Genomic DNA, 16,445 nt, shown 5'->3' with positions numbered 1-16,445 from the left:
TCCGATAACAGGATTAATATACCCTTACATTCCTTACAAAAGTTACAAAACTCTAACTATGAACTGAAACGCTTCAGCAAACTATCTGACTGCAATTTCGTGAGAAAAATCAATAAACAATGTGATTATTCAGGATGTGACGAGCTGTCAAGCCAGCGTTGGTTGAAGACGTTAAGAGGGAGCGCTTCAGCGTATAAGTAGCCTTGCCCTATAGTAATTCCGCGTGCCAGCAGCCAGTCTCGCTGCTCAGCGGTTTCCACGCCTTCAGCAATAACATCCAGATGAATGATGTCCGCAATCGCCGCGACAATACGCACCATGGTGTCATCATCCGGTAGCGCCGCGACAAAACTGCGGTCCATCTTCAGCTTGTTCACCGGCAGCGCTTTAAACTGATGCAGGTAATTGAGATTGGAGTAACCCATGCCAAAATCATCCAGCGCCACGGCCACGCCGGTTTGCTGCAGTGAACGCAGCAGCGAAATCGCTTGCTCGGCATCGCCAATCTGCGCGGTTTCGGTAATTTCCAGCACGAAATTGCCGGGTGCAATACGATGGCGCTCCAGCAAGCCTTGCAAATGGCTCACCATGCTGGGGTCACGCAACTGAACTGCCGATATATTGACGCTCAGCGGAATATTGATGCCGAGCTTCTGCCACGCGGCAAGGATGCGGCAGGCTTCTTCAAACACCCAGCGCCCAATCGCGGAAATCACCCCAATCTCTTCCGCGCTGGCGATAAACTCTTCTGACAAACCATAGCTGCCATCCGGCATACGCATACGCAATAGCGCTTCCGCGCCCGCCAGCTCACCGGTTTGCATATTGATTTGCGGCTGCAGATAAAGTGCAAATTGACCATCCTGCAACCCCTGCAGGATATCGTGCTCCTGCGTCAGGCGTTTTTGCGCCCGCTCAGTCAGCGCCGGATCAAAGAACAGAATCTGGTTTTTGCCCTGATGACGCGCCGACATCATTGCCGAGGTCGCGCGGTCGAGTTGCTCGCTGGCACTGACGACACTGTCATCATGCAGCGCCAGGCCAATACTGGCGTTTGGACGCAGCTGAAGTTGATGCAGGTTCACCGGCTGGTTAATGCGAATCATCAGGTTGCGCGCCAGACGCATGGCGCGGAACGGGTTGTGCGCGCGCTTCATCAGCAGCGCGAAATCGCTCGGCCCGGTTTGTGCCAGTAACGTGTGATCGTCAACGGTGCTGCGAATTTTCTCTACCAGCGTCAGCATCAGCGTATCGCGCTGCTCATCACTCAGTACGCCGTTGGCTTCCTGCAGTGTTTCGATACGGATCACCATCAATCCCCATGGCTGACGGCTATGGCGATGGCTGGCGTGCTGATCCAGCAACGCGAGGAACAGGGCGCGGTTAGGCAGATCGGTGACAGCAAAATGGGTGGTCATGCGACTCATTTCATCATGAATCGACTCCAGCACCTGCTGATTGCGGTTGTAGCTGCGGATCAGCATGCCGATTTCATCGTCGCGATGATTATGCGGCAGGTCGAGCTTGTGCGTGAGAATGGCCTGCGGTGGCAACTCCTGCAAATCACGCGACAAACTTCTCAAAGGATGGACGATCAGGCGATTGATACACCAGCTAATCGACACCGAAAGTATCAGCGCCAGCAGCAAATAGGTGGTGATCATGGTCGAGAGCGTGCTGAGCAGGAACTGGTATACCCGAGAAGAGTCGGCCTGCAGCACCAGATAGGCGATAGGCTTCGGCAGCCCAGTACGCTCTACCGAATAAAGCGGCAGCGTGATTTGCACCGGCAGTTCAAACAGACGTGCCACGAAGCGCGGTACCGGTTTTTCCGGCACAAAATCGGCGTGCAGCGCCTGAAACGCATTCGGCAATACCACATCGGCGCGCGACAGAATGCCCGCCGGTTTCAGCGTATTCAGGATGCGTTCGGCTTGCGGAATATCCCCTTTCAGCACCGCCTCCGACAACGGCTGGCGCACCGTATGGGCGATATTTTCCATCTGCTGGGCGTAATCGATTCTGCGCTGCTGCACAAAGTGGAATAATTGGATGACGATAAAGATGCTGATGGTCACCATCGCCACGGCGGACACCGTTGCCATCTGTTTTATCGTTAACGAGCGACTGACGCGCAACAAAACCCTCTCCCGACCACTTAAATCGACTATGAATACCCTAAATTATTCAAGGTGCAGGCAGGCGGCAAGGGAATGAATCCCCAGGAGCTTACTCAGGTAAGTGACTGGGGTAAATGAGCACAGCCAACGCACCTGCAACTTGAAGAATGACGGGTATAGATGAAATGCGCAGCGAGTATATCGCAGGTCAGCCTTGATTTGCGCCGGGATAAAGTCGAAAAGAGGCGGGAAACACGAGATAAATCGGTGATTAGGAATTGTGCACCGAATTTGGCGGTGCAACCTGCTGCACCGCCATTGAGAGATTATTGCGGATAGGGCACCCAATCGCCGCCGTTCAGGCGAATCCAGGGTTTGCCCTGATACATCATCACCACCGCATTATCATTCTCGGACACCACCGGTGATTGCGGCAAATTATCCGCTAACACCGACATATTGACGTTCGGCGCGTTAAACACCTGACCATCCACCACGCGGGAAATGATCTCGGAAATCGCCAGCAGACTGGTTGGTGTATCAATGCTCAACGGCTGTCCCTGGTGTGGCGCTTTCATCCCGACAAACTTAATGCCCACCGGCACATGCGTAATGCTCGGGCTGGGAATATCACGCAGACCGGACATCTGCATTTTATCGCCCTGCAGCGCAGCACCGTGCTCCGGTACCACCAGCACCATCACGCGGCGTCCTGATTTCTCCAGATTGGTCAGGAATGTATCCAGCTGATCAAACAGCATTTTAGCGCGCGGCTGCCAGTCAGCGGTGCGCGTGCTGCCCAACTCGCGCGTGCCGTCATGCAACGGAATCAGGTTGTAGAAGGTGGCACTGCGCGCATCGCTGCTTTTAGTCCGATCGTCGAGCCAGCGCTGCATCAATTGCCCGTCATTGAACACTGGCGAACCATCAAAGGAGGTCAATTCTGGCGCAATTCCCGCTTGTGACATCAGCGGTGCCTGCAAATTGCCCTCTTCACGCAGCTCTTTGAGATAGTTACCAAACACGCCGGTATGATCCATCATCAGTTCCTGCTTAAAGCCCAGCTTCGCCAGGTTATCAAACAGATAGCAGCGCTGGTCGGTGGCCTTATACAGATTGGAGTGTGAAGTCTGGCCGCAGCTGGCGCGCAGCAAACGAATCCCTGCCGGACCGCTGTAGCCGGTGGCAGAGTTGTAGTTGTCCAGCAGGATATCAAAATGCTTCCATAGCGGATGGTCACGCAATTGTGCTACATCCATGTCCGACCATGACAGCGAACAGATGTTAATCACTAAAATATCAAACGGCTGCGAATCCGCGGGCAGCGCATCCGGGAAATGGGTGGCGCGCTGGCGCTCACTGTCGTAGAAACGATTGAGCCAGGAGGTCAGATTGGCACTGGTCGGTGGTGCAGACTGGTCCAGTCCCTCCGGTGCTTTGGTCGCGGCTGGAGGGTTATTCAATGCCACTTCCGGTGTCGCCGCTTTGGTTGGCAGCAGATTCATCGCCGGTCCGGCAATGGTCAGCACGTTAAGCCAGATCAGCATCAGAGAAACCAGCACCGTGACGCGGATCCACTGCGCCACGAACATATAGATCACCAGCAGCACAAAGCCTGCGCCAATCATTTGCCAGTTGATAAAGCGCTCCAGCAGATCGAGCAGATAAGCTGAGGAGAAGCCCGCGACCTGGCTACCCTGGCTCATGATCGATTCCAGCCCCGGCAGCCAGGTGTCATGCCAGAACAGCGCAAAGCCAATCGGCAAGGATACCCAGTGACGCACACGATGCAAACGACGTGACGGCAGCGGGAACAGCAGCCACGCCAGGAACACCAGATTGCTCAGCGCATGAAAATTAAGGTAGCCGTACCACAACAGACCAAATTTGATCAGGAAGTAGAAATTCCAGCCGCCGAGACCGCGCCACCACGAAGCGTGCAGCGTCGAAGGTTTGTTATTACTCATTACGGTTTGGTATCCGTTTTAGCAGATTTGCGTTGCCACTGCCCTTCCGACTTCAGCGCACGCGGTGGCAGCAGACGCATCAGCAGGCTGGTGCTACTGCGCGGTAACCAGCGCACAAACAACGATTTCAGGAACAGTAAAATTAATAACAGCAGGATCGCCACCTGCACCCAATCCATCAGTGTCATCAGCGGCGATCTCCATCGAGATTGAGAATAATAGGCTGCGGGGTTTGCGCCCCACGCAGGTCAGAAGCGGACACCTTGTTTGCCCGCGGGGCCTCAATCGGTGCCATCGGCACTTCACGCTGCGCCACCGGCGTCAGCTGGCGAATCTTATGCACTTCCGACAAAATCTGGTTGTCCTCGAACCACACCACGCGATTACTGAACAACTCATCGTGCGGCAGTGAGAAAATCGATTTCAACGCGATATCCAAATCGTTGAAGCGGCAGGATGATAGAAACAGATAGATGCGATCGTTAATCAGCGTCACCAAATCACCAAAACGACGCGGTTTACACAGCGTCAGAATCTGCTCAGGTTTCAGCTGCGGCACCGGGCGCAATGCCACCATCAGCCCCTTGTCGTTTTCCGGCAGCAGCGTATTGCTCATCAGCTGCTGTACCGCCGCGCAGAACGGCTCCAGCTGCAAATACCCTTTTTGCTGCAGCGGCTGTAATGCCTGCATCAGCGCGGGCAAGTTGGCCGGAACATGACGCGTAAACTGCTGGCCCTGAATCCCTTCCAGCGTGGTGAGAAAGCGTGACAGCGTTTGTGCACCGGGCACGATGGCATTGACACCACACGCCAGCAATAACCGCTCATCGCTATACCTAAGACTGGTACTAATTTCGCGCACCACAATCTTTAATGCGTTACCGCGTGAGCGGCGCAAGCTATGGACCATTTTTGCCAGGGCATTGATATCCTGGTTATGGGCCAGGCTAAAAATGACCGTGGCAGCGTTGGCCTGCTGGGCACGCGAGAATACGCTCTCATTGTCGCTAAACAGTTGCCACTGGCTGGAGAGCGGCGGCGCACCTTCCAGCACCCCTTCCTGTGCCAGAAACTGATTTTCATCATTGAGGCTAAGCGGCGTAGTTTGTTCCACTTCATTAATGGCAATGAATTGATTCTCATTACAACTCAATCGAATTGCACGGTCAGCCAGTAATTTGTCTGCGGAATACCACCAGTTAATTCGATATTGCCAGCTATCCTGTTGAAATTCTAAATGTGCGACACCATCAAGTTGGCGAAAATAACGCTGTAGATGATTACGCAGATGAATAATTGACGCCCCCGAAGTGATCAGTAGCAGCGTGATTTGTTTTTTGATTAACAATCGTCGCATGCGTTTCACCCAGAGCGTGAGTTCATCCTCGGATAATTTACTCCACAGCGCTGCATTGCTGTAAAACAGCACTAAACCACTGCGGCTATTCAGTACACGCGCGAAATCATTCTCCAGATGCTGCAGGCCGGTTTTATTGGCCGGCAGCGAAAATAAGGGAATGCGCGCTGGGCCCGTCAGTGGGTCCGGCGTAAGTAAAGACTGAGGCTTCTCATCTGAACTGACCAGGGTTGCCGCCTGTTGATGGCTCACCACCTGACGCAGCAGTACCCGCGCGTCTTCCTGACGCTGACTGGTAATCCAATAAAACCCCGGATTTTGCAGGTTAACTAATTCCTGCTGAACCTGTTGTAGGCCAAGCGCATAGCGATTTTTCATATTTGTTTCGCGATCAGAACAATCCAGGCTAGTTTAATATAGACGGCAACGATTGGAACTGCTGAAATAATTAAAACCTGCGCTATCTCAAATGATATCGATTTTTACATAGTCTGCGCATTTTTCCGGGTTTAAACTTTACAAAAAATAGAACCACAATTCATCCATTGCTGTTTTTTGGTGGCAAAAAGTAATGAAAACAGAGAATGCCTTTTCGCTGATCGCGTCTACCACTGAAGATCAGGATGACATTAATACCCTGAGCGAAGCCTTTTCCCTTAAGGCATTTCGTTACATTGATATTGCCCGCGAAGAGCGACTGAATAGTCTGCTGACGCGCTGGCCGCTGCTGCGTGAATTATCCGCCGACCAGGAGCCTGAACGCTAATGCCGGTCATTGCCTTACAAGGTTTGCGCGGCGGTTGTGGCGCAACATCACTCAGTGCGGCACTTGGCTGGGCGCTCAATGCTTTACAGGAGTCGGTGCTGGTCATCGACTTTTCTGATTCGAATCAACTGGCTGCCCATTTTAACTTGCCGCTCAATCATACCCAGGGCTGGGTTCCCGCACTGCTGGAACAGCAGCCGTGGCAGCAGTGCGCGCAGCGCTATCAAACCGGTCTCGATTTCCTGCCGTTTGGCGCATTAACCTCTCAGCAGTGCTCAAGTCTGCAAAACGCCGACACCTCGTTCGCCACGCCGTTGCTGAAGGCGTTGCCGGCCCTGAAATCACAGTATCGCTGGGTGATCCTCGACCTTCCAGCGGATCTGCTGCCGTGGCAACGATCCTTCACCCTCCACGCCGATCGCCTGCTGCAGGTGCTATCGCTGGATGCTAACTGCCAGTTGCGGTTGCACCATCCGCGTTTTTTGCCGCACACGCTGTTTCTGATCAATCAATTCAACGCCAACAGTCAGCTGCAACAGGATCTGCATCAACTGTGGCTGCGCACGCTAAAGAATCTGATTCCGCAGGTGATTCACCGCGATGAAGCACTGGCAGAAGCCTTGATGATGAAACAACCGGTGGGCGAATATCGTCCTCATGCGCTGGCGAGCGAAGAAATCAATACGCTGGCGAACTGGCTATTGCTGAACGTTGCGGGCGGTGCGGCGTGAATCCGTTGCGCTGGCTGCTGGTACCTCAGGCCTGGCAGGCGCTGCAAAGCCGTGCCCGCGTGGCGCGCCAGCACGGCGCGGGCCGCTTAACCGTGATGTTGCATCTGCTATGGTGTGTGCTCGCCTGGTCGCTGCTGCGGCTGGAAATGCCCGGCTGGCAGCGCTTGCTGCAACAGCGTCAGCGATACTATCCGCAAATCTCGCCGCTACGTCCACGCCCGTTAGACGTTGTGCGTTACGCCATGCAGAGCCTGTGGCTGATGCTGGTGTTACCGCTCGACAACAGCGCACGCAGCGAGCGTAAACGGTTTAACGCGTTTGGCCCCCTGTTCCGCTGGCGTCAGCAGTTTTATCAGTGGCTGGGAGCGCTTCCCGCGCACACAGCGAAAACGGGCATTCATCTGCGTACCGAACAGCAGTTGCAGAAACTGCCACCGCGTGTACGCCAGCTGCTGTTTATGGTCGCGGCGATTGTCGCCAGCCTGCTGGCGCTGTTGTGTATTTCACAGCCATTTGGCATCACCACGCAATTTGTCTTTGTACTGCTGCTGTGGGGCCTGGCGATGATGGTGCGCCGCGTGCCGGGCCGCCTCTCTACTATCATGCTGATTGTGCTGTCACTCACCATTTCCTGTCGTTATTTGTGGTGGCGCTACACTGAAACCCTGAACTGGGACGATCCGCTGAGTCTGACATTCGGTCTGCTGCTGATTGGCGCTGAAACCTACTCATGGACGGTGCTGGTACTGGGCTATTTCCAGACGCTGTGGCCACTCAATCGCCAGCCGGTCTCCATGCCACCCGAGATCACTTCCTGGCCCAGCGTCGATATCCTGGTGCCCACCTACAACGAACCGCTGAGCGTGGTGAAACCAACCATTTATGCCGCGATGGGCATCGACTGGCCGCAGGACAAGCTCAACATCTACCTTCTGGATGACGGCAGCCGCGAGGAGTTTCGCGAATTTGCCGCCAGCGTGGGCATCAATTACGTGGTGCGCCCTACCCACGAACATGCCAAAGCCGGCAACATCAATCACGCATTGATAGTGGCCTGCCGCAGCGATTACGTGGCGATTTTTGACTGTGACCACGTACCGACGCGCTCATTCCTGCAGATGACCATGGGCTGGTTCCTGAAGGATCACCGCCTTGCGATGCTACAAACGCCGCACCACTTCTTCTCGCCCGATCCGTTCGAGCGTAACCTCGGTCGCTTCCGCCAGACCCCCAATGAAGGCTCGCTGTTCTACGGCCTGGTGCAGGACGGTAACGATACCTGGGATGCGGCGTTCTTCTGCGGCTCTTGCGCCGTATTGCGCCGCGCCGCGCTGGATGAGATTGGCGGCATAGCGGTGGAAACCGTAACCGAAGATGCGCACACCTCGCTGCGTCTGCATCGTCAGGGTTACACTTCCGCCTATATCCGTATTCCACAGGCGGCGGGCCTCGCCACCGAGAGTTTGTCTGCACACATCGGCCAGCGTATTCGCTGGGCGCGCGGCATGGTGCAGATTTTCCGCCTCGACAATCCGCTGATGGGCAAGGGCCTAAAGCTGGTACAGCGGCTGTGCTACGCCAACGCCATGTTGCACTTCCTCGCCGGGATTCCACGTCTGATCTTCCTGCTGGCACCGCTGGCGTTTCTGCTATGCCACGCCTACATCATCTACGCGCCGGCGCTGGCGATCGCCATCTATGTGCTACCGCACATGCTGCACACCAGCCTGACTAACTCGCGCATTCAGGGACGCTGGCGTCACTCGTTCTGGAGTGAAGTGTATGAAACCGTGCTGGCGTGGTATATCGCGCGCCCCACCACCGTTGCGCTGTTTAACCCGCACAAAGGCAAGTTCAACGTCACAGCCAAAGGTGGCCTGGTCGAAGAGCGCCATCTCGATTGGGTGATCACCAAGCCGTATATGATGCTGGTGCTGTTGAATATCGCGGGTATCGGCATGGCGTTCTGGCGCATGGCGTATGGCCCGGCCAACGAGTTACTCACCATCTGGGTCAGCCTGGTGTGGGTGGTGTACAACATGATTATTCTCGGCGGTGCCGTGGCGGTTTCGGTGGAAGCGCGCCAGATTCGTGAAGCACATCGCGTGGAGATCGCCATGCCCGCCGCCATTGCACGTGAAGATGGCCATATGGTGCCGTGCACCCTGCGCGACTATTCAGATGGTGGTGTCGGTGTTGAACTGCGTGAGGCGGATGCACTGAAAGAGGATGAGCCGGTGTGGCTGCTGCTGCGCCGTGGCCAGCAGGAGTTCAGCTTCCCGTGCCAGGTTCAGCGTGTATTTGGCCGTCGCGCGGGGATTCGTCTGCATCAGCTCACCACCCGCCAGCATATTGAATTTATCCAGTGTACCTTCGCCCGCGCCGACACCTGGGCGCTGTGGCAGGACGGCTTCCCGGAAGATAAACCGGTGCAGAGTCTGGCCGATATTATGGTGCTGGGTTTCAAAGGTTACCTGCGTCTGGCGGAGTATGGCCCTGCCCCGCTGCGCCGTCTTTTCCGTGCACTGACTTCCCTGGTGAGCTGGCTGGCAACACTGCTGCCGCAGGGCATTAGCCGCGCACCTGCGGCAATCAAAACCGATTTTTCATAAGTTGATGATATGACCATGACGAGAAAACTGAGCTGGTTTACTGCCCTGCTGCTGGGCACTGCAACGCTGGCACAGGCCGCACCGCAGCCTTCTGCCCCTGAAGCACCGCGCGCCAGTGCACAGATACCGCTGCCGGTCGTCAGCCAGCCGCTGGATGCCAATGCCCCGCTGCGCGACAGCCAGTTGATGTTTAATCAGGTCGCGCCGCCGCCGGGCAGCATGACGCTGCGCGGCACCGAGCCCACCAGCCAGATTGAGTTCGGCGTGCGCAGTGATGAAGTGGTGACACGCGCCATGCTGACGCTCAGCTATCGTCCTTCACCGGCGCTGATTCCGACGCTGTCGCAACTCAAGGTCTATCTCAACGACGAATTGGTGGGACTGGTCACCGTGACCGCCGATCAGCTGGGCAAAGAAAATCAAACTCAGTTGCCGATCGATCCGCGCTTTATCGGTGACTTTAACCGCGTGCGCCTCGAACTGGTGGGTCATTACGCCAACGTGTGTGAAAACCCGGCCAACAGCACCATCTGGATGGATATCGGTAAAGAAAGCAAACTCGACCTGACGCTGCAAAAGCTGCCGTTAAAGAACGACCTGTCGCACTTCCCGGAACCGTTCTTTGATGCCCGCGACAGCCGCCCATTGCAATTGCCAATGGTGTTCAGCAATCAGCCTAACCTGCTGCAGCAGCGTGCCGCAGGGATTCTGGCTTCGTGGTTCGGCAGCAAAGCACAGTGGCGTGGTCAATCCTTTCCGGTCCTGTATAACCAGTTACCAAAAGAACAGCATGCGGTGGTGTTTGCCACCAACGATCATCGCCCGGACTTCCTGAAAGATCTGCCACCGGTGGAGAAACCGACCGTTGAAATGGTGAGCCAGCCGGACAATCCCTACGAAAAAATGCTGCTGATTCTCGGCCGCGATGACAACGATTTGCTGACCGCCGTCGAAGGTATTGCGCAAGGCGAACTGCTGCTGCGCGGGGATACCTCAACCATCGACAGTGTAAAAATGCTGGCACCGCGTCAGGCCTATGATGCGCCAAACTGGGTGCGCACCGATCGCCGCACCACGTTTGCCGAGCTGACGCAGTATCAGAACCAGCTGCAGGCCGATGGTTTGCAGCCGAACCCGATCAGTCTGACGCTGAACCTGCCACCGGACCTGTTCCTGGTCCGCGCACGCGGCATCGACATGGATCTGATTTACCGCTACACCTCGCCGATCCAGCAAGATGGCTCGCGCCTGGCGGTGCATCTGAACAATCAATTCATGCAGGATTACCCGCTGACGCCGAAAGACACGGCAGGCCAGCAGATCATGCGCATTCCGCTGATGCAAGGCCTGCAGGACAGCAACCGCCAGTTGACCATCCCGGCGCTGCGCCTCGGCGTGGTCAACCAACTGCGCTTCAGCTTTGATTACGCCAACACCTTTATTGGTGGCACCGCCGACGGCCGTTGCGAAACCGTCACCGCGGTGGGCCACCATGTGGTGATCGATGACAACTCCAGCATCGACTTCTCTGGCTATCGCCACTACATCGAAATGCCTTCACTGGGCGCGTACGCCAACGCCGGTTTCCCTTACAGCCGTTATGCCGATTTGGCGCAGACGCTGGTGTTAGTACAGCCGAAGCCCGCGAACGGTGAAGTGAGCACGATGCTGAACGCACTGGGCGCCATCGGTGCCCAGACCGGCTATCCGGCGTTGCGCGTGCAGATGAGCGATGACTGGAACCAGGCAAAAGATAAAGACGCAGACCTGCTAATGATCGGCGGCATTCCGCAGGATCTGCAGGATGACAAAAAGATCAACCTGCTGGCGGATGCGGCGCGTAGCTGGATCAACATGCCATCACGCCCGATTACCGCGCAGAATGTACCGGTGTCCGCCAGCGATCGTGCGGTAGAGAGCCAGACCGGTATCCGCTCACGCGGCCCGATGGGTGCCATCGTCGGCTTCCAGTCGCCGTTTAACGATCAGCGCAGCGTGGTTGCGCTGCTGGCCGACAGCCCGCGCGGCTGGGATCTGCTGAATAATGCCCTGCTCGATAGCGGCAAGCGCGCTGCCGTGTTCGGTTCTGCCACCGTTGTGCGAGAATCGGGCGTCACCAGCGTGCGCGTCGGCGATACCTACTTCGTCGGCCATCTTCCATGGTGGGAGCGCCTGTGGAATCTGCTGGCAACGCATCCGGTGTGGCTGGCGATTTGTGCCGTGGTGGTGGTGATACTGTTTGCACTGATGGCATGGCGCCTGATGCGCATGGTGAGCCGTCGCCGCCTGGCCGAGCTGGAAGACGATGAATAAACTGCCACTCGGTCTGCTGATTGCCACTATCCTGGCGGGCTCCGGCATGGCTGCCGAGGGCCCGCAGGTGTCACCAGTGGCCTGGCTGCTGATGCAGATTCGCACCGGTGAATCCACCAACAAGTATGATTTGGTGCAGCAGTCGCTTTATCGCCTGGAAAAAATCGACCCTGATAATCCGCAGGTGCTGGCAGCGCAAATTCGCATGGCGTTGCGTCAGGGCGATCAGGCCAAAGCGCAGATGCTGCTGGACGAACTGAAGAAGGTCGCGCCCAATGACGTGGCGACGCGTGAATCGGAAACCGGCCTGCGTCTGATGAGCGCTGAAGGGCGCCAGCAACTGCAGCAGGCGCGTTTGCTGGCCACCGCAGGTCGCGTTGAAGAAGCGAAAACGGCCTGGGATGCCTTGTTCCACGGCGTGTTCCCGGATGTGAATACTGAACTGGAATACTGGCGACTGGTGGCACGTTTACCCGGCCAGCAGCCCACCGCTTATCGCCAGTTGCAGGCGCTGGAAGCGCGTTATCCCGGCAATATTGGGGTTGAACTGCAGCTGGCGCGCATGGCGTTTGATAACAATCAGCCAGGCGAGGCGCTGGTGCAGCTGCGTCGTCTGGCCAATCGTGACGGCGGGCGTGATGCCGCCTCCGAACTCTGGCTGCAACAGATTCAAAATCAGCCGGTGTCAGACAGCACGGTTGCCAGTCTGAAGCAGTATCTGCAGGTATTCACTTCCGGTGATGCGCAACAGCGCGGCGAGGAAGAACTGGCCCGACAGCAGAAGCTGCTGGCCGATCCCGCTTATCGTCAACGCATGCGCGGGCTGGCGCTGGTCGATGCTGGTGGAGGCGCAGGTGCCATCGCGTCACTCAGCGCCGCGCTGAAAGCCAACCCGAATGATGCCGAACTGATGGGCGCGATGGGTCAGGCGCAGGCGCGAGCCAATAACCGCGCAGCGGCGATCGGCTGGCTGCAGAAAGCGATTCAGGCCGGACAGGCCAGCACCCAGATTGGCAAGTGGCAATCACTGTTGCAAACCAACCGCTACTGGCTGGCGATCAACAACGGTGACGACGCGCTAAAAAAAGGCGATGCGGCCGGTGCGGAACACCAGTATCGCAGTGCGCAGGCCATTGATAACCGTGACAGCTGGGCGTTGATTGGCCTCGGCGATGTCGCGCAGGCGCGCAAAAACGACGCGCAGGCAGAACAGTACTGGCAACAGGCGCTGCGCCTGGATCGCAGCAATACCACCGCCGTGCGCCGACTGGCAGCGCTGTATCAGCAGCAGTCACCGGCTCGCGCGATGGCGTTTATCAATGCCCTGCCCACCGCGCAACAGCGGTCGCTGGCGGAGACGTTGCGTTCACTGCGCAGCGACAGCCTGCGGGCTGAAGCCGATGCGCTGGCCCAACAAGGTCAGTGGCATCAGGCGGTGGTGAAATATCGCCAGGCCGCGCAGGATAACCCCAACGATATCTGGCTCTCGTATCGTTTAGCCGGTGCGCTACGCAGCAGTGGCGAAGAAGTACAAGGCGCCCAGGTGATGGATGCCATGGTGCGTCAGCACGCGCAGGAACCCGCCGCGCTCTATGCCTGGGCGCTGTGGCTCTCGTCCGGCGATCAGGATGATGCGGCACTGGCGGCACTGCATCGCCTGCCGGAAACGCGTTGGGACAGCAATATGCACGAGCTGGCGGACCGCTTAACGCAGGATAAAGTCTACGCCCGTGCCAGTGAGCTGCGCGCCAACGGCAATGAATCTGCCGCGCTGGCACTGTTGCAACAGCAACCGGCCTCGACGCGACGTGATATCACCCTGGCGGATTGGGCTCTGGAACGCGGCGACGCGAAATCGGCGCTGGCGAGTTACCAACACGTACTGCAGCAGGATGCAACCAACAATGATGCAGCACTGGGCCGTATCGAAGCCCTTATCGCCCTGAAGCGCAAAGACGAAGCACGCACAGCGCTGCAGGCTTTACCCGCCAGCGTGGCGCAGCAAAATATCAACAGCGGACGCCGCGTGGCGCTGGCATGGCAAAACAGCGGCGATGCGGCGCATGCGCAGCAGCTGTTCAATGATTTAAAAATGCGCGCCGCCAAAGAAGCCCCGTCGCAAAGCAAAGTATTGGTCTATCGCGATGCGGCACGTCTGGAAACTCAGCAGCAACAGCCGGATGCAGCGCAGCAGGATTATCGCCTGGCGATGGCCGCCAGCGGCATCACCCGCGACGTGCCGCAGGATAACGACAGCTATACCCGCCTGACGCGTAATGACGCCAGTGATGACTGGTTGAAGCGCGGTATTCGCAGCGATGCCGCCGATCTCTATCGTCAGCAGGACACCACCTTCACGCTCGAACAGGATTATTCGCGCGATAAAGGCACCGGCGGCATCTCCGATTTCACCGCGCACACCACCATGATGCAGGCGGAGACCCCGCTGGCCGACGGTCGCAGCTTTGTGCGCGTCGATCATGTGCTGGTATCGGCAGGCACCTTCGCCACCAGCAATGGCAGCCACAGCGAACGCTTTGGTAGCTGTAATGATGACAACTCCGGTGGCTGCAGCCGCGACTTTACCCAGCGTGATGAAGGCACGGCGATAGGCGTTGGCTGGCATAACGATCGCTGGTCTGGCGATATCGGCACCACGCCGCTCGGTTTTGAAGTCACCAACTGGGTGGGCGGGCTGAGCTGGAAAACCGATGTCAAAGATATCGGCGTGACGTTCACCGCTTCACGCCGACCGATCTCCAGTTCGCTGCTGGCCTATGCCGGTGCACGCGATCCCGCGGCCAATGGCGGCAAAACCTGGGGTGGCGTGGTGGCAACCGGTGGTTCGGTGGGACTGAGTTATGATCAGGGCGGCGCGAATGGCGTATGGGCCGATATCAGCGCCCATCAAATCACCGGTGAGAACGTGGCGGACAACAGCCGTGAACGCCTGATGGCCGGTTACTACTACAAGCTGATCAACGAAGACAATCGCCGCGCCACCGTGGGCCTTAACAGCATGCTGTGGCATTACCAGAAAGACCTGAGCGATTACACCTTTGGCCAGGGCGGCTATTACAGTCCGCAGCAGTACTTCTCGCTGGCGGTGCCGGTCACTTATCGTCAACGCACCGATAACTGGTCGTTTGATCTGAGCGGCTCGGTCTCCTGGTCACAATCGCAAACCGACGGTCAGCAGCGTTATCCGGTCAATCCTGGCTTTACGCTGGCTTCCAACCCGACCTCCGACAGCAGTTCCGGCAACGGTTTTGGTTACACCCTGCAAGCAGTGGTAGAACGACGCATCACGCCGCACTGGTCAGTCGGTCTCGCGATGGATATTCAGCAAGCCAAGGATTACACCCCGAGTCACGGCTTGATCTACATGCGTTATTCAATGGGCGGCTGGAATGGCGATATGGATATGCCACCACAACCGCTTGAGCCGTATGCGGACTTCAAATAAAAAAAGCCGCACTTCGCTGATGAAGTGCGGCCCTTTCAATTGCGTAGCACGTAGCACTGCTACAAAAACTGCGCTATGAGCTGACAACGCGATGTATCGCGAAATATCTAACGCTTTTCCTGATACGCCAGCCAGGTCAGTAACTGCAAGCTGGCGGAGAAGTAGTTCTGATCCGGCGCTAAACGATCGCTGAGATAACCGGTTTGATTCAGGGTCAGATCGCGAATCGCCAGCAAGCCGCCGTCCATATTGTATGGCGCAGGGGTGTTGGCGAGCACATCAAACCAGGCCGGTGTCGTCTGGCGACCATAGCCCTGCCAGACGCGCTGGAACGGCACCAGACGCAGGCTTTGCGGGTCATACCACCAGATATTGAGCGGGATACGAATCGCATCGTAGCTGAAGCGATTGGAGTAACCCACTGCCGGAGCCACTGAACCATCGGCATTCAGCGCCACCCAATCGAGCGGCAGACCGGTTTTGCCAAAATGCATATCACCGAGCAGTTCCATGCCGTCATCGATCAGGTTATTCCACACGCGCAGGTGACTGCGGTCAGCAAACTCCTGCCAGGCGGCAAACAGGAAATACGAGGGATTCAGCACCACATAGCTGTTTTTATTGAAGCCCTGTGCGCCTGGCAACATCAACGTGTGGCCGCCAAACGTGATTACGTTTTGTTTGATGATGGCGCGCTGAATACGGTCAGAAGTTGACTGATAATCACCGCCCCACTTTTGGCCTGCGCGCTGCAGTGCCCAAGCAATCAGCACATCACCATCAGAGGCATTGTTCTTGTCGGCAATCGGGTCTGAAGCACCCGGCGTGTAACGCCAGTAGAACAGATCGTTTTGCGGATTACGCAGATGAGTGCGCGTCCACTTCCACAGCAGATCAAACGTGGTGCGGTCGTCGTTCGCGACGGCCAGCAGCATGCCATAACCCTGACCTTCGGTATGGCTGACATTATTGTTGGCCGTATCACTGATACGTCCATCGCCGCTCATAAAGCGGCCTTTGAAGGTGCTCCAGCCGTCTGCAGCAGCCTGGGCGCTGAAAAACATCACCATGAAACACAGCATCCATTGACGCCAGAAGCGCATGACTCTCATC

The 16,445-nt window shown here is 56.9% G+C and carries 10 protein-coding genes; 5 read left to right on the top strand and 5 right to left on the bottom strand.

Annotated features, from left to right (window positions below):
- Window positions 1-125 precede the first annotated feature (125 nt).
- From hmsP to bcsE, 4 genes are all read right to left on the bottom strand, one after another.
- Complete coding sequence (hmsP, locus tag CRO33_RS13780; protein ID WP_176505774.1) at window positions 126-2,138, bottom strand: biofilm formation regulator HmsP; 2,013 nt, start codon at window positions 2,136-2,138, stop codon at window positions 126-128.
- A 308-nt stretch (window positions 2,139-2,446) separates the two neighbouring features.
- Window positions 2,447-4,087, bottom strand: a complete 1,641-nt coding sequence (gene bcsG, locus CRO33_RS13770; RefSeq protein WP_097118499.1) for a cellulose biosynthesis protein BcsG — start codon at window positions 4,085-4,087, stop codon at window positions 2,447-2,449.
- Window positions 4,087-4,275, bottom strand: a complete 189-nt coding sequence (bcsF, locus tag CRO33_RS13765) for a cellulose biosynthesis protein BcsF (RefSeq protein WP_038643825.1) — start codon at window positions 4,273-4,275, stop codon at window positions 4,087-4,089. The genes bcsG and bcsF overlap by 1 nt, the downstream gene beginning before the upstream one ends.
- Entirely contained in the window at window positions 4,275-5,822 is a 1,548-nt protein-coding gene (gene bcsE / locus CRO33_RS13760) for a cellulose biosynthesis protein BcsE (RefSeq protein WP_097118498.1), read from the bottom strand. The genes bcsF and bcsE overlap by 1 nt, the downstream gene beginning before the upstream one ends.
- Before the next feature lie 193 nt (window positions 5,823-6,015).
- On the opposite strand from bcsE, the gene bcsR reads away from it, so the two are divergent.
- The 5 genes from bcsR to bcsC are packed head-to-tail and all read left to right on the top strand — an operon-like array spanning window position 6,016 to window position 15,332.
- On the top strand, window positions 6,016-6,210 hold the full coding sequence (gene bcsR / locus CRO33_RS13755; protein WP_034827811.1) for a cellulose biosynthesis protein BcsR: 195 nt from the start codon (window positions 6,016-6,018) through the stop codon (window positions 6,208-6,210).
- Complete coding sequence (gene bcsQ / locus CRO33_RS13750) at window positions 6,210-6,941, top strand: cellulose biosynthesis protein BcsQ (RefSeq protein WP_097118497.1); 732 nt, start codon at window positions 6,210-6,212, stop codon at window positions 6,939-6,941. Before bcsR ends, bcsQ begins: the two co-directional genes overlap by 1 nt.
- Window positions 6,938-9,553 carry a UDP-forming cellulose synthase catalytic subunit gene (gene bcsA, locus CRO33_RS13745; RefSeq protein ID WP_097118496.1) on the top strand — a complete coding sequence of 872 codons (2,616 nt, stop codon included), beginning with the start codon at window positions 6,938-6,940 and terminating at the stop codon, window positions 9,551-9,553. Before bcsQ ends, bcsA begins: the two co-directional genes overlap by 4 nt.
- Window positions 9,554-9,562: 9 nt before the next feature.
- On the top strand, window positions 9,563-11,866 hold the full coding sequence (bcsB, locus tag CRO33_RS13740) for a cellulose biosynthesis cyclic di-GMP-binding regulatory protein BcsB (RefSeq protein ID WP_097118495.1): 2,304 nt from the start codon (window positions 9,563-9,565) through the stop codon (window positions 11,864-11,866).
- On the top strand, window positions 11,859-15,332 hold the full coding sequence (gene bcsC / locus CRO33_RS13735) for a cellulose synthase complex outer membrane protein BcsC (RefSeq protein ID WP_097118494.1): 3,474 nt from the start codon (window positions 11,859-11,861) through the stop codon (window positions 15,330-15,332). Before bcsB ends, bcsC begins: the two co-directional genes overlap by 8 nt.
- A 107-nt stretch (window positions 15,333-15,439) precedes the next feature.
- Here the strand turns inward: bcsC and CRO33_RS13730 are convergent, their stop codons facing one another.
- Window positions 15,440-16,444, bottom strand: coding sequence for a glycosyl hydrolase family 8 (locus CRO33_RS13730; RefSeq protein WP_097118493.1), 1,005 nt, complete (start codon window positions 16,442-16,444; stop codon window positions 15,440-15,442).
- Window position 16,445 lies beyond the last annotated feature (1 nt).

Origin of the sequence: Pantoea sp. GL120224-02, assembly GCF_900215395.1 — a bacterium.
Taxonomy (GTDB): Bacteria; Pseudomonadota; Gammaproteobacteria; order Enterobacterales; family Enterobacteriaceae; genus Pantoea; species Pantoea communis.
Note: the sequence above shows the minus strand (reverse complement) of the source record. Positions and strands in the feature narration are given on the sequence as shown.